General features: G+C 56.8%; 21 protein-coding genes. 12 read left to right on the plus strand and 9 right to left on the minus strand.

The genetic code is table 11. The annotated features are described in order from the left end of the window. Positions 1–22 precede the first annotated feature (22 nt). Positions 23–430: a hypothetical protein gene (locus H598_RS0102450; RefSeq protein ID WP_028111593.1), complete on the plus strand. Its 408-nt coding sequence runs from the start codon at positions 23–25 to the stop codon at positions 428–430. A gap of 88 nt (positions 431–518) precedes the next feature. On the opposite strand, the gene H598_RS0102460 is transcribed toward H598_RS0102450, so the two are convergent. Next, a complete protein-coding gene (locus H598_RS0102460; RefSeq protein WP_035414986.1) occupies positions 519–2,282 on the minus strand; it encodes a protein-disulfide reductase DsbD in 1,764 nt (587 codons plus the stop codon). A 229-nt stretch (positions 2,283–2,511) separates the two neighbouring features. On the opposite strand from H598_RS0102460, the gene H598_RS0102465 reads away from it, so the two are divergent. Then, positions 2,512–3,012, plus strand: coding sequence for an FxsA family protein (locus tag H598_RS0102465; RefSeq protein WP_028111595.1), 501 nt, complete (start codon positions 2,512–2,514; stop codon positions 3,010–3,012). 241 nt (positions 3,013–3,253) lie between these two features. Here the strand turns inward: H598_RS0102465 and H598_RS0102475 are convergent, their stop codons facing one another. Next, positions 3,254–4,603, minus strand: a complete 1,350-nt coding sequence (locus H598_RS0102475; RefSeq protein WP_028111596.1) for an MATE family efflux transporter — start codon at positions 4,601–4,603, stop codon at positions 3,254–3,256. A gap of 276 nt (positions 4,604–4,879) precedes the next feature. Here H598_RS0102475 and H598_RS0102480 point away from each other — a divergent pair, with 276 nt between their 5' ends. Beyond that, entirely contained in the window at positions 4,880–5,170 is a 291-nt protein-coding gene (locus tag H598_RS0102480) for a co-chaperone GroES (RefSeq protein ID WP_028111597.1), read from the plus strand. A 40-nt stretch (positions 5,171–5,210) separates the two neighbouring features. Beyond that, positions 5,211–6,857: a chaperonin GroEL gene (gene groL / locus H598_RS0102485; protein ID WP_028111598.1), complete on the plus strand. Its 1,647-nt coding sequence runs from the start codon at positions 5,211–5,213 to the stop codon at positions 6,855–6,857. An 81-nt stretch (positions 6,858–6,938) separates the two neighbouring features. On the opposite strand, the gene H598_RS0102490 is transcribed toward groL, so the two are convergent. Together H598_RS0102490 and H598_RS27085 are read right to left on the minus strand one after the other, a co-directional pair. Further along, on the minus strand, positions 6,939–7,247 hold the full coding sequence (locus H598_RS0102490) for a hypothetical protein (protein WP_028111599.1): 309 nt from the start codon (positions 7,245–7,247) through the stop codon (positions 6,939–6,941). Beyond that, positions 7,240–7,368 carry a hypothetical protein gene (locus tag H598_RS27085; RefSeq protein ID WP_256471580.1) on the minus strand — a complete coding sequence of 43 codons (129 nt, stop codon included), beginning with the start codon at positions 7,366–7,368 and terminating at the stop codon, positions 7,240–7,242. The genes H598_RS0102490 and H598_RS27085 overlap by 8 nt, the downstream gene beginning before the upstream one ends. 351 nt (positions 7,369–7,719) lie before the next feature. Here H598_RS27085 and H598_RS0102500 point away from each other — a divergent pair, with 351 nt between their 5' ends. Next, positions 7,720–8,646, plus strand: a complete 927-nt coding sequence (locus H598_RS0102500; protein ID WP_028111600.1) for a C-GCAxxG-C-C family (seleno)protein — start codon at positions 7,720–7,722, stop codon at positions 8,644–8,646. 11 nt (positions 8,647–8,657) lie between these two features. Then, entirely contained in the window at positions 8,658–9,143 is a 486-nt protein-coding gene (locus H598_RS0102505; RefSeq protein ID WP_156896903.1) for a hypothetical protein, read from the plus strand. A 69-nt stretch (positions 9,144–9,212) separates the two neighbouring features. Here H598_RS0102505 and H598_RS0102510 read toward each other — a convergent pair whose 3' ends face one another. Beyond that, entirely contained in the window at positions 9,213–10,142 is a 930-nt protein-coding gene (locus H598_RS0102510; protein WP_028111602.1) for a LysR family transcriptional regulator, read from the minus strand. 290 nt (positions 10,143–10,432) lie between these two features. After that, on the minus strand, positions 10,433–11,866 hold the full coding sequence (locus H598_RS0102515; protein ID WP_028111603.1) for a hypothetical protein: 1,434 nt from the start codon (positions 11,864–11,866) through the stop codon (positions 10,433–10,435). 539 nt (positions 11,867–12,405) lie between these two features. On the opposite strand from H598_RS0102515, the gene H598_RS23065 reads away from it, so the two are divergent. Continuing rightward, positions 12,406–12,945, plus strand: a complete 540-nt coding sequence (locus H598_RS23065; protein ID WP_051252288.1) for a DUF3016 domain-containing protein — start codon at positions 12,406–12,408, stop codon at positions 12,943–12,945. Positions 12,946–13,014: 69 nt separating this feature from the next. On the opposite strand, the gene H598_RS0102525 is transcribed toward H598_RS23065, so the two are convergent. After that, positions 13,015–13,323 (minus strand): hypothetical protein, encoded by a 309-nt coding sequence (locus H598_RS0102525; RefSeq protein ID WP_028111604.1) that lies wholly within the window; start codon positions 13,321–13,323, stop codon positions 13,015–13,017. A gap of 181 nt (positions 13,324–13,504) precedes the next feature. Between H598_RS0102525 and H598_RS0102530 the strand changes: the two genes are divergently transcribed. Continuing rightward, positions 13,505–14,347, plus strand: a complete 843-nt coding sequence (locus tag H598_RS0102530; protein ID WP_028111605.1) for a TraB/GumN family protein — start codon at positions 13,505–13,507, stop codon at positions 14,345–14,347. Here the strand turns inward: H598_RS0102530 and H598_RS0102535 are convergent. Both H598_RS0102535 and epmB read right to left on the minus strand, forming a co-directional pair. Next, positions 14,344–14,880 (minus strand): alpha/beta hydrolase family protein, encoded by a 537-nt coding sequence (locus tag H598_RS0102535; protein WP_028111606.1) that lies wholly within the window; start codon positions 14,878–14,880, stop codon positions 14,344–14,346. The two genes, H598_RS0102530 and H598_RS0102535, sit on opposite strands and share 4 nt — an antisense overlap. A gap of 80 nt (positions 14,881–14,960) precedes the next feature. After that, positions 14,961–15,974: an EF-P beta-lysylation protein EpmB gene (epmB, locus tag H598_RS0102540; RefSeq protein WP_028111607.1), complete on the minus strand. Its 1,014-nt coding sequence runs from the start codon at positions 15,972–15,974 to the stop codon at positions 14,961–14,963. 41 nt (positions 15,975–16,015) lie between these two features. Here epmB and efp point away from each other — a divergent pair, with 41 nt between their 5' ends. The 4 genes from efp to H598_RS26315 all read left to right on the plus strand — a co-directional run bounded on the left by efp (position 16,016) and on the right by H598_RS26315 (position 18,280). Continuing rightward, complete coding sequence (gene efp, locus H598_RS0102545) at positions 16,016–16,588, plus strand: elongation factor P (RefSeq protein ID WP_028111608.1); 573 nt, start codon at positions 16,016–16,018, stop codon at positions 16,586–16,588. 63 nt (positions 16,589–16,651) lie between these two features. Continuing rightward, the gene (locus H598_RS0102550; RefSeq protein WP_028111609.1) at positions 16,652–16,915 is read left to right on the plus strand and encodes a hypothetical protein; all 264 of its coding nucleotides are present in this window, start codon (positions 16,652–16,654) and stop codon (positions 16,913–16,915) included. Then, positions 16,912–17,877, plus strand: a complete 966-nt coding sequence (gene epmA / locus H598_RS0102555; protein ID WP_028111610.1) for an elongation factor P--(R)-beta-lysine ligase — start codon at positions 16,912–16,914, stop codon at positions 17,875–17,877. Before H598_RS0102550 ends, epmA begins: the two co-directional genes overlap by 4 nt. 124 nt (positions 17,878–18,001) lie before the next feature. Then, on the plus strand, positions 18,002–18,280 hold the full coding sequence (locus H598_RS26315; protein WP_156896904.1) for a hypothetical protein: 279 nt from the start codon (positions 18,002–18,004) through the stop codon (positions 18,278–18,280). The last annotated feature ends 37 nt before the right edge of the window (positions 18,281–18,317 follow it).

An 18,317-nucleotide genomic window follows, 5' to 3' on the forward strand; every position in this document is an offset into this window, starting at 1 on the left:
ACTTTTATGGGAACGGAACACAATGAAACACTGGCTTGTCTCTCTGCCGGCTTTGGCGTTACTTCTTGGTTGCAGCAGTTCGACGGAACGGCTGCCGCCCCAGGAGTATTTCTCTTTTGAACAGGGGCAGGACGGGTATCTGCATTTCTCGCTGTTCATCGAAGGCATGGGGGGCAAGGGAGAGCGTCAGGCTGCCCGAAGTGGTGCTAAGCGAGGTGGCAAAGGGGGCGGCGGTCGAAATGGCGGCGATCAGCCACCGCCGGATTCTCAATCCGATCGTCAACATGATCAGCTGGCATTAACCGGTCGGTTGGCCGAACGGGTGGATCACCACCTGAAGCTCAATGGCTTGTGCGATCAGGGCTATGAGATTGTCGAACAGCGGCGCTTGTCTCAGGGCGTCGCGATACTGGGAGAGTGTCGATTATGATTCGATTACGATGGACCATGGTGTTTGTCATTGTGCTGGCCCTGGCAGCCAGCGCCCGGCTGTTAAGCCAGGCGCTGATGTGGTTGGGTTAGAGCACCCCATCCAGGTGTGAGGCGAAGCGAGCGGCTTTCATAAAGCCGGTGACCCGCTGCTGGGTCAACTCCTGCCCCTGGGCGTCAAAGAACAGAATCGTTGGCAGACCCAGTACCTGGTAGTGTTCCTGAACCGCGATGTCGATGGCGTCATTGGCAGTCATGTCCGCCTGCAGCAGCACCATCTGGTCGGTGCGGGCCACCACTTCCGGCTCCGGGAAGGTGTATTTTTCAAACTCTTTGCAGGCGATGCACCAGTCGGCGTACAGATCCAACATCACGGTTTTACCCGCGGCATTGGCCTTGGCCACCTCCCGATCGATGTCTTCCAGACTCTTAACTCGAATAAACTCGGTGCTGTGATGGGCGCTGCTGCCTGGGGTGGCTTGCAGCTGGGTAACCACACCATAGCCGCCATAGCCGATGGCACCCAGCAGGGCTACCGCCAACACCGCATAGCGTCCGGTCTGCATCAGACTGAAGCGGGTTTTGCGGTTCTCGTGCAACAGGTAGGCCACAAAGGCCACGCCCCAGACGGCCCACAGCAGGTCGGCCACCAGGCCGGTCCAGATTCGGGTCAGCATCATGATGGACACGGCGATCAGCAGGAAGCCAAAGGTGTGCTTGATGATGTCCATCCAGGCACCTGCCTTGGGCAGCAACTTGCCGCCGGAGGTGCCCAGCAACAGCAGCGGTGCCCCCATGCCCATCGACAGGGCGTACAACGCCAGGCCGCCCAGCATCAGGTCGCCGCTCTGGGCCACGTAGATTAGGGCCCCGGACAGCGGCGCGGTGGTGCAGGGAGAGGCCACCAGACCCGAGATCAGGCCCATGATCAGCACCCCAGTAAAGGAGCCCCCTTTCTGTGAATTGGAGGCCTGATTGAGGCGATTTTGTAGCGACGACGGCAGCTGCAGGTTGTAAACGCCAAACATCGACAGCGACAACACTACAAACAACACCGCCAGGCCGATGAGAATGGCCGGGTGTTGCAGTGCCGCCTGGTACTTGAGTCCGGCCGAAGCCACCACCAGTCCCAGGGCCGAGTAGGTAATGGCCATCCCCTGCACATAGGTCATGGACAGGGCAAACGCGCGCCCGGTGGACAGCTTGTCACCCTGGCCGGCGATGATGCCGGTGAGAATGGGGTACATGGGGAAGACGCACGGGGTAAACGCCAACAGGATGCCGAGGCCGAAGAAGGTCAGCAGCACCAGGCCCAGGTGGCCGTCGGACAGCAGCGCCGCCAGGCTGTCTTGCTCGGTGGCGGGCGCCGCCGGTGCCGTTTGGGCGGCTGCGGCAGGAATGATGATGCCGTTGTTGGCGGCCACCTCTGACAACAGAATGGTCTGGCGGGTTGGCGGGTAGCACAGTACCTTGTCCAGACAGCCCTGATAGGTGATGGTCAGTTCGGTGTTGTTGGCCGCCTTCTTAATCGGCACCTGCAGGGTGACTTGATCAAAATAGACCGGCTGCTCGCCAAAGAAATCATCGAAATGGGAAGTGGCCTCAGGGTAGAGCGGTTCACCGACCTCGACATTGCCTTCAACCTTTACCGTAAACCGCTCCTGATACAGGTAATACCCCTGTTCTGGCATCTCCCAGCTGAGTTCCAGGACATTGTCTTGCTGGGAAAAGTTAAACAGGTAAGCCTGATCCACCGGCAGAACCTGGGGCTCCTGGTTCAGGAAGGAAAAGTTGGCGGAAGCGGTTAGGCTCACGAGGAGCAGTGTCGCCAGGGCAAAGAGTCGCTTTGTCATTGTCAGTGTAATGTCCAATAATCGGTGTAGGGGCGGTTACCCGTACTTCGGGCAGCAGCCAGCGCATCTGCATTGTCAGTGCCATTATGGCCCGTTTGGGTGGGCTTACTGTAAAGGATCCACCCGGTGGCTGCATTGATAAATGTAACAGTGCATGAACGCCGACTTGAAAATAGACCGGGGAAACCCCATTTGAGTTTCTAACAACAACCGTATTTGTGAGGCCTGTGTGGTTTTTTATCTGTTTCTGCTGTTTGCCATCATGCCGATCATCGAGATTTCGGTACTGATTCAGGTTGGCACCGCCCTGGGGGCGCCGACCACCATCGCATTGGTGCTGATCACCGCCGCGGTGGGGGCGTCTCTGGTTCGCAGCCAGGGGCTGAGCACCCTGATGGAGGTGCGCAATCGCATGAACCGCGGGGAGCTGCCCGGTACTCAGATCATGGAAGCGATGCTGTTGGCGGTGGCGGGCGTATTGCTGGTGACCCCTGGCTTTGTGACCGACTTCTTGGGTCTGTTGGTACTGACTCCGCTGACTCGCAAGCGTTTGGCGACCTGGCTGTTGAGCCGGGTGCAGGTGCGCACCGTCCATAGTCAGGGGTTCGGCGCCGAGTTTCATCAGCAGCAAGGCCCGTTCCAGCAGTCTGATCCGTTCCAGCGGCCTCAGCAGCCCAAGGATCTGGATGGCAAGTCCACCATTGAAGGTGAGTATGAGCGTAAAGACTGATGAACAGCCTGCGGCTCAGTTTATCAGGTCATAGCCAACGGCCATCTTGTGGCTTGTCAGTGGTTTGTGGTCCACTGTGCCGGTCTCTTCGGTGGTGGTCATGGACAGGACAGCCATAGGCCGGAGTGAGACTGCACCTCTTTTTCGAGTACGTCACCTTGGGTCGAGTTAGCATTTGAACCGGACGTGACCAAAAAGCCGATACCCCAGGGTATCGGCTTTTTCTTTATGGCGATGGCGTTTATTGCGGCTGTGGGGCGGTGACCGAAGCGGGCTCACACACCTTGGTGGCCAGGTGGTAGCAGGCGACGCCCATCACCAGGTTGGCCAGACCTATGCCGGCAAAGGCGCCTTTGACGCCGAACAGCCAGCTGCCGATCATGGTCATGGGGATCAGCATCAGGAACAACCGCACCATGTTCAGGCTCAGGGCCGTCATCGGGCGGTGATAGGCATTGAGTGCCAGCACAAACAGGATAACCACGCCCAGAGTGCCGTAGGCCAGCGGCACAATCTGCAGGTACCAGATCAGATAGCCCTGCACGGTTAAGTCGTCACTGAACAGAGCGGCAATCTGGCCCAAAAACGGCAACACCAGCAGGTACAGCAGCAGCTGTGACACCAGCACGAAGCGAATGCTGCCCATCAGTGCCTCTTTGGCCCGGCGGTAGTGGCCGGCACCGAGATTCTGGGCAATAAAGGGCATCAGGGCACCGCACAGGGCCGTGACCACCACCAGCATCAGGGCCTCGATGCGGGTTCCGGCGCCAAAGGCGGCCACCGCCTTGGTATCGATGCGGGCCAGTATGGCCAGAATCAGTGCATTGGCCAGCGGATTGAGCAGATTGGAGATGGCGGCGGGGCGGGCAATGTGCAGCAGTCTGCGCCAGTGCTCCAGCAGGCGCTGGCAAGGGCGGGCCAGCAGCTTGTAACGCCAGCCGAGCATCCAGGCGGCCACCACAAAGGTGATGATCCACGACAGCACCGTGGCGATGGCCGCCCCTTGCATCTCCAGTCGTGGAAACGGTCCGATGCCGAAGATCAGCAGCGGATCCAGAATGGCATTGACGATGGCGGCCACGGCGGTGACGATGGCCGGGGTTCGAGTGTTGCCGGTCGCCCGCAGAGCCTGATTGCCCACCATCGGCAGCACCAGCAGACCGATGCCGAAATACCACACCAGCATATAGTCATTGATCAGCGGCAACATGGTGTCGCCGGCGCCCAGCAAAGTGAACAGCGGCCGGATGGTCATGGCGCCGGCTGCGGCGATGACCATCACGATCAATCCGGCCAGCATCAGGCCGTGGGTCAGAAAGCTGCGCGCCTGAGGCAGGTCGCCCTGACCGAGGAGCCGTCCCATGTTGGCGCTCATGCCCGCGCCCATGCCCAGGGCAATGGAGGAGATCACCATGGTCACCGGAAAGGTCATGCTGATGGCGGCCAGAGGCTCGGTACCCAGTTGACTGATGAAGTAGGTGTCGGTCAGATGGTAGAACAGCAGGCTGAGCACCCCCAGCAAATTAGGCACACTCATGCGCAGCAGAGTTCTGCCGATGGGAGCGGTTAATAGGCCGTGCGTGTTATACATCCGGTAGGTCACATTCGTTGCGGTGGCGCGGGTTGGTCGGGGGCCTATGGTACCGTCCCCGGCCGAACGGCGCAAAGCGGGGCGAGCAAAATTCAGACATCGGTTGAAACTTTTTTCGCGCCGACGGCAGCCTGGTTTGTCGATGACGGGAAAAAAATCTCCACCCGCCCCTTGTGTTTTTTCCGCCGCCGCCCCATATACAGAATCAGAACGCAGCTAAGCTGCAGAGAAATCACAGATTTGATTTTAGACGGAACCTTTTAGGAGAGATCACAGATGAAGATTCGTCCATTGCATGACCGGGTAATCGTTAAGCGTACCGAGCTTGAGTCCAAGTCTGCAGGTGGCATTGTGCTGACCGGCAGCGCAGCCGAGAAATCCACCCGCGGTGAAGTCGTGGCTGTTGGTAATGGTCGCATTCTGGAAAACGGCGAAGTTAAGGCCCTGGACGTGAAGATTGGCGACGTTGTCATCTTTAACGAAGGCTACGGCGTAAAGACTGAGAAAGTGGACGGTGAAGAGGTCCTGATCATGTCTGAAGGCGACATCCTCGCCATCGTTGAATAAATTCACTCTGTAGAATCAAGATTTAGAAGGGAAAACGGAAATGGCAGCTAAAGACGTAAAATTTGGCAATGACGCTCGCGTAAAAATGCTGGCGGGTGTAAACGTACTGGCCGACGCAGTGAAAGTCACCCTGGGTCCAAAGGGCCGTAACGTGGTACTGGACAAGTCCTTCGGCGCCCCGACCATCACCAAAGACGGTGTGTCTGTGGCCAAGGAGATCGAACTGGAAGACAAGTTCGAAAACATGGGCGCCCAGATGGTGAAAGAGGTTGCCTCTAAAGCCAACGATGCCGCCGGTGACGGTACCACCACCGCCACCGTTCTGGCTCAGTCCATCGTCAACGAAGGCCTGAAGGCCGTTGCCGCCGGCATGAACCCAATGGATCTGAAGCGTGGCATCGACAAGGCGGTTGTGGCTGCCGTTGCCGAGCTGAAAGAGCTGGCCGTTGAGTGTAAAGATTCCAAGTCCATCGCTCAGGTGGGCACCATCTCCGCCAACTCCGACGTTGAGATTGGTGAGATCATCGCCACCGCCATGGAGAAAGTGGGTCAGGAAGGCGTTATCACCGTGGAAGAGGGTCAGGCTCTGGAGAACGAGCTGGACGTGGTTGAAGGCATGCAGTTTGACCGCGGCTACCTGTCCCCTTACTTCATCAACAACGCCGAAGCCGGCACCGTTGAGCTGGATTCTCCGTTCATCCTGCTGGTGGACAAGAAAATCTCCAACATCCGTGAGTTGCTGCCGATTCTGGAAGGCCTGACCAAAGCGGGTAAGCCGCTGCTGATCATCGCCGAAGACGTGGAAGGCGAAGCCCTGGCGACTCTGGTTGTAAACAACATGCGTGGCATCGTTAAAGTGGCTGCTGTTAAGGCGCCTGGTTTCGGTGACCGTCGCAAGGCGATGCTGCAGGACGTGGCCATCCTCACCGGTGGTACCGTGATCTCCGAAGAGATCGGCCTGGAGCTGGAAAAAGCCACCCTGGAAGATCTGGGCAGCGCCAAGCGCGTGGTGATCACCAAGGACAACACCACCATCATCGACGGTGTGGGTGAAGAGGAGCAGATTCAGGGCCGCGTCGGTCAGATCAAGGCTCAGATCGAAGAGTCCACCTCTGACTACGACAAAGAGAAGCTGCAGGAGCGCATGGCCAAGCTGGCCGGCGGTGTTGCGGTGATCAAGGTTGGCGCCGCCACCGAAGTTGAAATGAAAGAGAAGAAAGCCCGCGTTGAAGACGCCCTGCACGCAACCCGTGCGGCCGTTGAAGAGGGTGTGGTTGCCGGTGGTGGTACCGCCCTGGTTCGCGTGGCCTCCAAGCTGACCGAGCTGAAAGGCGACACCGAAGAGCAGAACGTCGGCATCAAGCTGGCTCTGCGCGCCATGGAATCCCCACTGCGCCAGATCGCTTACAACGCCGGTGAAGAGTCCTCGGTTGTGGCCAACAACGTTAAAGGCGGTGACGGTAACTACGGTTACAACGCCGGTAACGATACCTACGGCGACATGGTTGAGATGGGCATCCTGGATCCAACCAAGGTAACCCGCAGCGCCCTGCAGTTTGCTGCCTCTGTGGCCGGTCTGATGATCACCACCGAAGCCATGGTAACCGAACTGCCGCAAGACGCCGCACCAGCAGCCCCAGACATGGGCGGCATGGGTGGCATGGGCGGCATGGGCGGCATGATGTAATCCCCCGCTCTAGCAGCAACAAAAAACGCACGCTTCGGCGTGCGTTTTTTTATGCCTGAATCTCAGAGCCGGGTGACGTGCTCAGGCAGCCAATTTCTGCTGCAACAGGTGTTGCATGCTGCGGCGTTGGCTCTCGGTCCAGCGGTCCAGTCGCAGAAACAGCTGCCGGCCGTGGTGAGTCAGGCTCAGAGTGGTGGTGGCATCGATGCCCCTGGCTCGGGCCTGCAACCCGCCGTGGCCATAGGCCAGTTTCAGTCGCAGCAGATCGTGGCAATGCGCCGAGCTGAGGCACAGCGCCCGGCCCTGGTAGCAGGCACGTTGTATCGAGCGGTAGTGGGTGAGCAGGCACAACATCCTGGCCTGCTCGTGCTGACACAGTGCCTCAGTCATTGGCGCCCCCCTGGGACTGGGGGGGCGTCTGAGGCTGGCCGGAGTCGGCAGTGCCGAAAATGGGCCACAGGGCGCCAAAGGTGGCAAGGGTCAACAGTACGGCACCGGGCAGTGGAATCATAGTCAGCCTCCTCGAAGCAATTGTCGATCGAACCTGCGATCCCATTGTCGGTGGGCAGGCTTGATTGCTGCTGAATTTGGGCTGAATTGCCGCTGAACCTACGCTCAATACAGAAGTGGCGGCCAGTGTTTTGTTGATTGTCGATATCCGTTATCTAACCCCAGATCTAACTTATACCACCGCCGTGACCCGCCGCAAAGGCGGCATTTTTCCGGCTTTACTTTCACTTTTATGATCTCTAGCCTGCAATTGGCGATTGAGTTAAGTTGCTGATTTTTAAGATATTTATTATCTACAAATGCACTAATTCAATTACTGGATATGTGAATTCAAGAGTTAGGAGAGCAGTTGATGAAAGTAGACAGACGACAGGCAATGGGCAAGATTGTGGGGCTGGCGAGCATGGCCGTTGGCAGTTCGGCAGTGTCCTCGTCGATTTTTGCCGCCGAAGGTTGCCCGGTGGAAACCGGTTCTGGCCTGGGCAGTAACGGCATGGCGGATCTGGGGGCGCATCTGCTGGAGTACGTGGCGCTGGATCCTATGAGTGTGGCTCGCCGGGCCTACGAGGGCTACCGGCGTGGCGGCTGCATGTATGGGGTGTTCAATGCCCTGATTTCAGAGTTAGCGGATCGTGGTCACGGGGACGCCTGCCATTTTGCTGCCATCCCGACCAATCTGGCGGTGTATGGCGGAACGGGCGTAAAAGGGTGGGGAACCCTGTGCGGATGCGTGAATGCCGCTGCCATGGTGATCAACGTGCTTTCCGGCATCGATCAACAAGCGGTGATCAATGCCGTGTATCGCTATTACGAGAAAACGCCGATGCCCCGCGGCGATCAGGAGTTTTTGACCGCCATTGGCGCGCCGTTCTGGCGAACCAATGATGGCACGCCGCTGGGACCGGAGCTGATTGGCCAGTCGGTGGCCAATTCGGTACTGTGTCATACCTCGGTGTCTCACTGGTCCAGTACCAGTAAATTTGGTTCTGGTCATGATGCCAAGCTGGAACGCTGTGCCCAGGTAACGGCCGAGATCGCCTTCATCACCTCGGAGTTTCTGAATCAATCACTGAGCGGAAGGTTGGTAGCAGAAGGCCATGCTGAAAGTAATGATGAGTGCGGCGCCTGCCATCAGCCGACGGGTCGGGAGCCGGAGACCTACATCGGCCCGGATGTGAAGTCGAAGATGGAGTGTCAGACCTGTCACTCCTCCCATGAGCAACTGTCGGCACTGCCTAAGCATGCCGATGCCGGTGAATGCCAAGTGTGTCATAACTGAGGCGGGCTAGAATGCGTAACCAAATGATTATCGGGGCGTTGGCACTGTTGCTCAGTGGTTGTGGCTCCGACAGCAACAGCGGTGATGGTGGTGTCGAGGTGGATCCCAGTGTCACCTTGGATCAGGCTACCAGTATTGTGTTGACGGTGGACGCCGCCGAGCGCGACAGTCTCACTTTGAAGTTCCGCCTGGCCGATGAGGAGGGGGTGGCCATTACCGATGCCGGTCACAACCTGGAGATTGTTTACCTGGAGTTTCCTGGCGACTACGACTCGTCGTTTTCGATTCCCTGGCACCGGGCTCAGCAGTATCTGTGTGGTGACAATGGCAGCGGTTGCGCCGGCGAATTAAAGGAACTGCAACCCGGCTCCTACAAATTTACTCCCAGTATCGAGCCGGAGCCGGATCAGTGGTTGCCATACCTGAAGTTCATCATTCGGGTGAATGGCGCCCTGGCCAGCAATCCACCACAGCTGTTCGATTTTGATGATCAGTAGGGTGTCACTGAGCCGATCCTTTGGGGTCGGCTCGATGAGGGGGCCAAAGAGTGTGGTCTTGCTGGTCGCTCAGGCAGCGCTCAGGCGCTGTCCCAGGGTGGTCGCCAGTCGGGCGGCAAAGGCCTGATCGGCGCCGTGATGAGCTTGTAGGTAATACTTCAGTGGTTTTTGGGATTGGGTTTCATTGAGCCAGATGTCGGAGATGTTCATGCAGGTGAGTCCGGTGCGACTCTGTAGCGTTGATTGAAAGGCGGTGCCGGCAACCAGGCCGATGCTGTTGCTCTCCTCGACGTGATCGAGCAGCAAATCGATATCGGAAATCTTGAGGGCGATCGAGATGGACAGGTTCTTTTGGTCGGCGATGGCCTGCAATCTTTGTATTCTCATTTCGTCCATGGCGTAATTAGAGATCGCCAGCTTATAACGAAGAATTTGACCCAGGGTAATATCAGCGTTAAATATGGGATGTTCTTGGTTGGCAACGAGAAAGTACTTGCCTACTGCGGCAATTTCATAATGGGCGATGCCATCTGTTGGCGAGGGATTAATGGAAATACAATAATCAATATTTCGGTTTATTAATCGCTTCTGAGATTCCGCTGTCCAGGAGTGAATTTCAAATGCAAAGTGATTATTGCCTTCGCAGGTTAGCTCATTCAGACAACTCAGCAGCGGCCGGTGAAAATGCTCCTGAGCGCAGATGTTAATGCTACCTTGCTCGTTGTTAGACAGCTCCATGGTTCGAGCCAGTGCTTGGTAGTCTGCCACCAACTGCTTTGCCTGAGGGTAGAGGCGGTCGGCGATCCGGTTGGGTTTCATGCCATGCTGGTGACGGCTGAATAGTTCGTCATTAAAGGTCTTTCTGAGCATGGTCAGGGTACGGCTGACTTTGGGTTGAGTGGTGGCCAGGGTGATCGCCGCCGCCGTGCCACTTTTCTGTTCGTATAATTCAACAAAGACACTTAAGCTAAAGAAATCAAGATGATTGATTATTTTCATTAATAAACTCCAAATAAACGGCGGCGATGAATGTCATTATTCTATCGAATGCCATTATTTATTGAAATCCCGCAATCTAACAATTTGCGCAAATCGGGATTTAGGTTTATTTAGACGGGAATTGCATAATGGATTTGCTGTTTGTGCATATCCAGTGTTAATAAACTTTTTGGAAGGGAAACGTAGAAAGAATTACTCGAACTGAGGAGTGCAATCAGGCCTCAGGGGGTAGCAAACAGTGTGGAGTCACCACAATGCCCGCCAGCGGGGCATTGTGGTGACCAGTCCAGTTAGTTGCCCTGGCACTGACTCTCGCTGAGGGTTTGCTCTGAGTCGCCACACTCGGTTTTATGGGTACCGTTGCGGTAGTTGGTTTGTCGCTGCCATTGGCCGTCGTTGTTATGACTGGTCATGATCTGGGACGGCTGCGACGGCTGATCGCTGAATTCGTTTCTCACTCGAGACCAGTGATCCGCGCCGTGGCCTTGTTCGCTGTAGAAATCCGTGTCGATGGCATCGCGAACTGGACTCAGGTCTGCCGCGGTTACTGTATCGGTTACGCCAATCAGATCGGTAAAGCCACTGTCGTTGCCCGGGTTATAGGTGTGTTCGGTGTAGCTGAGCAGGGCACCGTCCTGGTAGTTTTTGGTGACCAGGGCCTGAGTCACCTCGCCGACAACCTGAGCGGCGTTACAAGATGGCCAGTCCGCCACTTCGGCGTAGAGGGTATTGCGCACGCCGGAAGAGTCTGCCGTCAGGGTTTCGAGCCACTCGCTGATGGCACAGTGATAGTTACTGGTGCCTTTCTCCAGGGTGAGAGTTTGCTCAATGTTGACGCCATCACGTTGGGTGGTCACCATGCTCTCTTTATTATGAAGCTGCAATTTGGTTTCCAGATCCTCAGACATTACATGAGTGATGGAATTAAAGTTACCACTGGATGTTTGTACCATTTCATATCGGTACCATTGATCGTCGTAGTTATTATTGTGGCTGTCCCAAATGCCAAGGAAAAATTCTACCCAAGCCAGTTCAGCGTTGGGGTATTGTTTTAATAGCGCCACCGTCTGTTCATAGGATTTCTGCAGTCCGGGAACCAAGTCCTGGGCCAATTGATGCAGGGCGTCGTTGTTGCTGGCGATGTAATCACTGTACAACTCATCCACGGTGACGTTGTAGCGGTTGGCCACCCGCCACTCCTGTTCCTGCAGCCGCTGGGCAATCTCTTCCCGCAGAGCCTGTTCTTTTAACAGGGAGTCACAGCTGAGTTCGCCACTTCGGTTGTCGGCCAACTCCTGTTCAACCTGGCTCCAGACCACGGAAGTCAGTGGCGTCAGGTTGAGCAGATCCTGATCGGTGCTCAGTGCGAATTGCGGCGGGAATACCATGGAGTAGGCTTCTTCGATGGGGGTATCGGGAAAGTCGGAGTCGATGGCGCCGACGGGCACGTCGACCACCACGGGCACGTACTGGGCGCATTGTTTGTAGATTTCGGGAACGGACAGATCGAACTCGCCCTGCGTCTCGGTGACGGCGCTGGGTTCGTTGCTGTCGAGCCGTTTGTTGAAGTTCAGGTCGAGAAAGACCGTGGCGCCGCTGATGTAACCATCAATGGCTTTGCCGCTGATACTCAGCGCCGGTGAAGCGCTTCCGCCACCGCCGCCGCACCCAGTTAAAGTGGCCGAAATTGCGCTTAATAGAAACAGTTTTGAACAAACTTTCATTGAGCAGTACCTGGAATTGAAAATAAAATAATGTTGATATTATGTTGTGTGATTAAAAATCAATTTTAGCGTCATGGTTTAATGTTTTAATTGATTTTAGAAGCTCTAACGAGTTAATCGGTTAGACTTTAATATTGTTGTAAATATTGTAATTTAGTGGCTGACAATAGGGTGTTGTAGTTTGTCGGTCAAGCAATTACGACGCTGTTTAGAGTTCTTGCTCATTATTAGGGTGTCCGCTTTTTAACTGAGGTCAGTGCGGCAGGATGAGGGCGGCCTAGGACCACTGATATCCGCTGCCGTTGGTCAGTGCCGATCGCACCGATCAGCAGGTCATTCTTAAGGAGATTGGAAGTTACCCGGCCGCGCGCCGATTCACCTGGCTTTCATGGCCTTGGCTGTCGAGCTCGTATTTCTGAACTGCTCCTTAACTGGGCGATCGGTTTCGCAATTATTTGCCGATGTGAATTGAATTTTTTTTGTTCAATTGGCTCTAATCATTGTGAATAGCGCAGTTTAAGTCCGAAAAGGGGATCGATATGAGAGTGTTTGCTTGGCTGATGGTGTTGGTCATGAGCCCTATGGTAAGCGCCGCCGACGGCGATGATCAGCAGTGGCCAACTCAAGATGGCCCGGTGACCGTGGTGTGGCAGAGCCCTGATGATTACCGAGACGTTCGAGCCAGTTCCGGCCGTCAGGATCGGTATGAGAACCATGTCTTCGCGACTCTGGGCAAGGAGTTTCAGAAGCGTCTGCAGCCGACTCTGGCGGAAGGGGAAACCCTGACCATTGTGGTTACCGACCTGGATCTGGCCGGCGATGTGCGGCCCTCATTCGGTGCCACTGCCAACGACATTCGCGTGGTCAAAAGCATCTACCCGCCGGGCATTAGCTTTCAGTGGACGCTGAACGATCGCGACGGCAAAGCGATCGCCTCGGATACGGTGGAGATTCGGGAGCTCAATTTCGAGAACACCGCATCCAGGATGCGGTACCAGAGCGAGGCCCTGCATTATGAATTGCGGATGATAGAGCGCTGGGTCGACAACGACCTGCCTGAGACCCTGGCCAGTCGTTGATAGCTGGAACCGTCGCACACCCTCAGCCGGAGTCAGACTCCGGCTTTTTTGTTGCTGCGGCTGTTGGGTTTAGGCTTTCAGGCTCTGCTTGAACTGAGCCAGGGTGCTGAGCAGCAGCTCCAGTTTTTTCACCAGTGGCGGCAGTTGTTGCGCCGACGGGGCCGCTTCAAAGACGTCGAATTCGCCGACAATCTCCTCCAGGTAGGGCATAAACCGAGTGGCATCGGCTTTAAAGCCCTGCTCGGCAGTAAAAATGCGTTTAAACTTTCCGTGGCCATCCTGTTGCAGCTTGTCCAGATGAGCGTCGGCATCCACTACCTGACGGTAGGCTTGCTGGAAGCTGGCTTTAAACTGGGCAATGACATTGGTGTACGGCATCGGGGGCCTCTGTAATTGGTGGAAATACATAAAGGGTGTCTGAGGTTGATTATCCAGTGAAATCGAAGTAAATGAAACCGTTTTGAGGCGGCTTCGGGCTGGTCTCGGGCGCACGGATAGTGCGATAGTGGCAGCGGCGGCCCCTTTGGCTGTCGACAACGTATAGAGAATGGGAGACGTGATGAAGCGGTTGCTGGGAGCGATATGGGCAGTCTGTGTGGCAGCGGCGGCGGTGGCGGCGCCAACGGACAAGCCGCCTTTTTTTCTGGTCAGTGGTGAACAGGGGCAGGCGTGGTTGCTGGGGTCGGTACACGTGGGGCAGCCGAATTTCTATCCCTTTGCCGAGGTGATCGAGCAAGCGTTTGCCGAGTCTGCGGTGCTGGCGCTGGAAGCCGATACCAATGATCCTCAGCTGCCGCAAAAGTTGCAGCCTTACCTGTTTGCCAAGCAGCCGTTACCGGCGCCATTGGCCAGTAAACTGAGCCAGTTTTGTCAGAGCCGGGCGATGCAATGCGATCCCGCTCTGGCGCCGTGGATCCTCAGTTCACAGTTACTGATGGCGGAGATGGCCAACTCCGGTTTCCATTCGGATCAGGGCGTCGAGCACTATTTTTCCAATCGTCTGGGCAGCAAGAGCCTGTGGGAACTGGAAGGGATGGCGTTGCAGTTGCGGGTGTTCGATGGTCTGTCCACAGACACTCAGCATGCCATGCTGGAGGGGGCGATGGAGCCCATGGACGTCGATGAGCTGATACAGGCCTGGCGCAGTGGCGATCAGAAAACCCTGGCGCGATTGACCTACGACGATATGGCCCAGGAGCCGGAAGCCTGGCAGGCGTTGATGGTGAACCGAAATCAGGGCATGGCCCGCACTCTGATTGATTGGCTGACTCAGGACGATCGTTTGTTTGTGGTGGTCGGAGCCGGTCATCTGGTCGGGGAGCAGAGTATTCCGGCTCTATTGAAACAGCAGGGACTGACGGTCACCAACTGCTGGCAGCAGGCCTGCGTGGCCACCGATTAAGCGGTGATTGTCTCCTGAATCCAGCGCCAGCCTGCTTCGGCGGCCTGTGAGTCGTAGTTGGGGCTGCGCGGGTTCATAAAGCCGTGACCGGCGGTGCTGATGTGTACCGAGGCGGGCCAGGCCAGCGCGGTGTCTTTGTCACCGAGGTCGTCCTGACACAGCAGCAGATGGCTGGTTACCGGCAGCGGTTGCTGCGGAAGTTCGCGGCCATAGATCAGCAGTACCCGTTGTACCTGAGGGAAGGTGCGGCGTTGCAGCAGTTGTGCAATGGCATTGGCGCCGGCGCTGAACCCCAGCAGGGTTACCGGCTCGGAATGGTCTTCCAGCCAGGCTTCCAGTTTGTCGACGTAGCCCGGCTTGCTGCAGCGGCACAGGAAATAGTCGTGGGCCTGCTGCTCGTCGGCAAAGGCAAACGGCTGGCCGGCATAGGGGTCCAGAAGCTGACAGTCGCCGGCCACGTCGTTGAGCCGCTCAAGGCTGGCTGTCAAAGTAGAGTGTTGGCCCCAGATATCGGTGACCCAAAGCAGAGACATGCGGTGTCCTCCAAGGTGTGTTGCCGCGATTGTACAAGAAAATGGCCACAGCGGGGATTCGGCGTTCGCCGCTGCGGCACTCAGTTCAGTTGCAGGTCGATGGGGGTCTTGCTGGTTCGTCCGCCGACTTCCCGCACCAGCCTGGGCACCAGAAACCCGGGCAGGGCATCGAGCATCTCGGCCATCAGTTGCCGTGCCCGGCTTTGGGCCAGGTCGTAGTGGGCGGCGCCGTCCACCTTGTCCAGCAGGTGCAAATAGTAAGGCAGGATGCCGGCGGCAAACAGGGATTCGCTCAGCGCAACCTGGGCGGCGACCGTATCGTTGATCCCTTTCAGCAGCACCGATTGATTCAGCAGGGTTACCCCGGCCTGCTGCAGGGGCTTAAGCCGGTTGGTCAGCGCCTCGCCGATCTCATTGGCATGATTGATGTGCAGTACCAGCACCGCCTTCAGGCGGGTGCCTGCCAGCAATTCAGTCAGTTGGGGAGTCAGGCGGGCGGGAATCACCACCGGCAACCGGCTGTGGATTCGCAGCCGGGTCAAGTTGGGGTTGGCTTGCAACCGCCGAACCAGCCGGGCCAGATGATCGTCTTTGGCCATCAACGGGTCGCCACCGGACAGGATCACCTCATTGAGATTGGTGTCCTGCTGCAGATATGCCAGGGCCTGATCCAGGGCCTGGCCGCCAAGCTGATTGTCCTGATAAGGAAAATGACGCCGAAAACAGTAACGGCAGTTTACCGCACAGCCGCCTTTGAGCATCAACAGCGCTCGGCTGCGGTACTTGTGCAGGATGCCGGGCACCGCCGCCTGTTGCTCCTGCAGCGGGTCGGGGCTGAATCCGGGGACGGTGTCGAACTCTTCGGACTGAGGCAGCACCTGCAGCAACAGTGGATCGCGGGGATTTCCCGGTTCCATGGCGGCCACAAAAGGGCGCGGTACCCGCATAGGAAACAGGCGCCGGGCGGCGATATGTTGCTCAAAATCAGCGGGGTCGAGATCCAGTGCCTGAAGCAGAAGTTTGGGATCTGTGTACGCTTGTGCCAACTCCTGTTGCCAGCAATCGTGCAAATTTAGGGGATTTCGGGTTATCATTTACCGTTAGACGTCAAAACGACCTGTTGGAAGAGAAAATAATGGCTTCTTACTCAACGAACGAATTTCGCTCCGGCCTTAAGATAATGCTGGATGGCGAGCCGTGCAACATCATTGAGAACGAGTTTGTAAAACCGGGTAAGGGCCAAGCCTTTAACCGGGTGAAAATTCGCAAATTACTGTCTGGCAAAGTCCTGGAGAAAACCTTCAAGTCTGGTGAATCCGTGACCGCAGCCGACGTAATGGATCATGAACTGGCCTACCTGTACAACGATGGCGAGTTCTGGCACTTCATGAACAACGACACTTTTGAGCAGGTTGCGGCGGACGCGAAAGCGGTAGCCGATGCGGAAAAGTGGCTGGTTGAGCAGGATGTGTGCACCATTACCGTGTGGGACGATAACCCGATTGTGGTGACTCCGCCTAACTTCGTTAGCCTGGAAGTCACCGAGACCGATCCGGGTCTTAAGGGTGACACTCAGGGAACCGGCGGCAAGCCTGCTACCCTGGCCACCGGCGCTGTCGTGCGCGTGCCGCTGTTCATTCAGATTGGCGAAGTGGTGAAAGTGGACACCCGTACCGGCGAATACGTCGAGCGCGTTCGCACCAAGTAACGCCGTGGTGCCAACCAGATCAGAAGCGGGCTCAGGCCCGCTTTTTTTGTTGTGGAGAGTGAGATGAGATTTCCATATTTACTGTTGTTGCTAGTGGCTGGGTGCCAGGCACCGATGACGCCGGAGCAGGCGGAGCTCCACCAGGCCCGCATGGCCAGACAGAGCGCCATCGAACAGCAAGCGCCTAAAATCTCAACCGGCCAGGGGCAACGCGAGGCCTTGGGGGCAGAGTGCGAGGCGACCGATGGCAGTCGTTGTGTGATCTGGGGAGAGTTGCCGGTGGGATCCGGCTGTCGTTGTGACGGCAAAGAGGGGATGGTGCGATGAGCTGGCAACCCAGTGCCGAGATTCGAATGCTGAAACGGCGCAGCAGCCTAATGGCCACCATTCGTGGCTTTTTTGAGTCCAGGGGCGTGCTGGAGGTGGAGACCCCGGCCCTGTCTCAGGCAGCGGTAACCGACGTGCACCTGCACAGCTTCAATACCCACTTTGTCGGCCCGGGAATGGCTGACGGTGTGGATCTGTATCTGGTGACGTCGCCGGAGTTTCATATGAAGCGCCTGCTGGCAGCGGGCAGCGGCCCTATCTTTCAGCTGGGTAAAAGTTTCCGTAATGAAGAGGCCGGCCGGTTTCATAACCCCGAGTTCACCATGTTGGAGTGGTACCGGCCCGGTTTTGATCATCACCGTTTGATGGATGAGATGGCGGCGTTGCTAGAGTTGGTGCTGGGCACGGCCAGTGCCGATCGCCTTACCTACCAACAAGCGTTCCTGGATCACGTCGGGGTCGATCCGCTGCAACGGGATTTGGCGGCGCTGCGTCACTGTTGTCATCAGCATGGCCTGGGGGATCTGGCTGAGCAGGAGCAGGAGGTGGACACCTTGCTGCAACTGCTGTTTTCGGTGGTGGTTGAGCCGGCTATCGGTCAGCAGCATCCGTGTTTCGTATACGATTTCCCTGCCTCACAAGCGGCGCTGGCCCGCATCAGCCAGCAAGATCCCAGGGTGGCGGAGCGGTTCGAGGTGTACTTCAAGGGCGTTGAGCTGGCCAACGGTTTTCATGAACTCAGCGACGGTGATGAGCAACTGGCTCGGTTTGAGCGGGATAATGCCTATCGCAGTCAGCATGGCTTGCCGATCCGTCCTATCGATATGCACCTTATCGAGGCGTTGCGGGCTGGCTTCCCCGATTGCGCCGGCGTGGCATTGGGGATCGATCGGCTGGTGATGTTGGCGTTGCAGGCCGAACACATTGATCAGGTGATCGCCTTCCCTGTCATCAAGGCGTAACCTGTTGACGGATAATGAGTAACACTTGTTTACGTTTTTTGCCCGCCTGGGTTAAAGGAATGTATCTTGCTGCCGGACGGGATTCCTTTTACCATTAGCGGTGAATTCGATTTTAGTGGATAGCATGAGTTACAGGACGACTCTGACAAAACTGATGATGCTTTGGGTACTGGTGCTGTCACTGGTTGGCCCGGCTCATGCTGTCCAGCATTTCGATCACCACAAGGATCTGGTTAACTGCGCCTGGTGTTTCCACGGTGATCAACACGGAAAGTCCCTGACGCCATCGCTGCCAACTTTGCCTGTAGTTTCCGGTATCGATTGGGTCCAAGACACCGATGTTGACGCTCCGGTTCTGGCACCGCGTCGCTGCAGCCAGATTCGCGCCCCCCCGCAGGCCTAAGTTCCACCTCGCCATAAATTCCAAATAATTTTTATCG

Origin of the sequence: Ferrimonas kyonanensis DSM 18153 (genome assembly GCF_000425405.1) — a bacterium.
In the GTDB taxonomy this organism is placed as follows: Bacteria; Pseudomonadota; Gammaproteobacteria; order Enterobacterales; family Shewanellaceae; genus Ferrimonas; species Ferrimonas kyonanensis.

Coding starts and splice junctions, on each gene's coding strand:
- H598_RS0102475 (WP_028111596.1), bottom strand. CDS start 4,603: ATGTATAACACGCACGGCCTATTAACCGCTCCCATCGGCAGAACTCTG.
- H598_RS0102480 (WP_028111597.1), top strand. CDS start 4,880: ATGAAGATTCGTCCATTGCATGACCGGGTAATCGTTAAGCGTACCGAG.
- H598_RS0102535 (WP_028111606.1), bottom strand. CDS start 14,880: ATGTCTCTGCTTTGGGTCACCGATATCTGGGGCCAACACTCTACTTTG.
- H598_RS0102505 (WP_156896903.1), top strand. CDS start 8,658: ATGCGTAACCAAATGATTATCGGGGCGTTGGCACTGTTGCTCAGTGGT.
- efp (WP_028111608.1), top strand. CDS start 16,016: ATGGCTTCTTACTCAACGAACGAATTTCGCTCCGGCCTTAAGATAATG.
- groL (WP_028111598.1), top strand. CDS start 5,211: ATGGCAGCTAAAGACGTAAAATTTGGCAATGACGCTCGCGTAAAAATG.
- epmB (WP_028111607.1), bottom strand. CDS start 15,974: ATGATAACCCGAAATCCCCTAAATTTGCACGATTGCTGGCAACAGGAG.
- H598_RS27085 (WP_256471580.1), bottom strand. CDS start 7,368: ATGATTCCACTGCCCGGTGCCGTACTGTTGACCCTTGCCACCTTTGGC.
- epmA (WP_028111610.1), top strand. CDS start 16,912: ATGAGCTGGCAACCCAGTGCCGAGATTCGAATGCTGAAACGGCGCAGC.
- H598_RS0102525 (WP_028111604.1), bottom strand. CDS start 13,323: ATGCCGTACACCAATGTCATTGCCCAGTTTAAAGCCAGCTTCCAGCAA.
- H598_RS0102510 (WP_028111602.1), bottom strand. CDS start 10,142: ATGAAAATAATCAATCATCTTGATTTCTTTAGCTTAAGTGTCTTTGTT.
- H598_RS26315 (WP_156896904.1), top strand. CDS start 18,002: ATGAGTTACAGGACGACTCTGACAAAACTGATGATGCTTTGGGTACTG.
- H598_RS23065 (WP_051252288.1), top strand. CDS start 12,406: ATGAGAGTGTTTGCTTGGCTGATGGTGTTGGTCATGAGCCCTATGGTA.
- H598_RS0102550 (WP_028111609.1), top strand. CDS start 16,652: ATGAGATTTCCATATTTACTGTTGTTGCTAGTGGCTGGGTGCCAGGCA.
- H598_RS0102460 (WP_035414986.1), bottom strand. CDS start 2,282: ATGACAAAGCGACTCTTTGCCCTGGCGACACTGCTCCTCGTGAGCCTA.
- H598_RS0102500 (WP_028111600.1), top strand. CDS start 7,720: ATGAAAGTAGACAGACGACAGGCAATGGGCAAGATTGTGGGGCTGGCG.
- H598_RS0102450 (WP_028111593.1), top strand. CDS start 23: ATGAAACACTGGCTTGTCTCTCTGCCGGCTTTGGCGTTACTTCTTGGT.
- H598_RS0102490 (WP_028111599.1), bottom strand. CDS start 7,247: ATGACTGAGGCACTGTGTCAGCACGAGCAGGCCAGGATGTTGTGCCTG.
- H598_RS0102515 (WP_028111603.1), bottom strand. CDS start 11,866: ATGAAAGTTTGTTCAAAACTGTTTCTATTAAGCGCAATTTCGGCCACT.
- H598_RS0102530 (WP_028111605.1), top strand. CDS start 13,505: ATGAAGCGGTTGCTGGGAGCGATATGGGCAGTCTGTGTGGCAGCGGCG.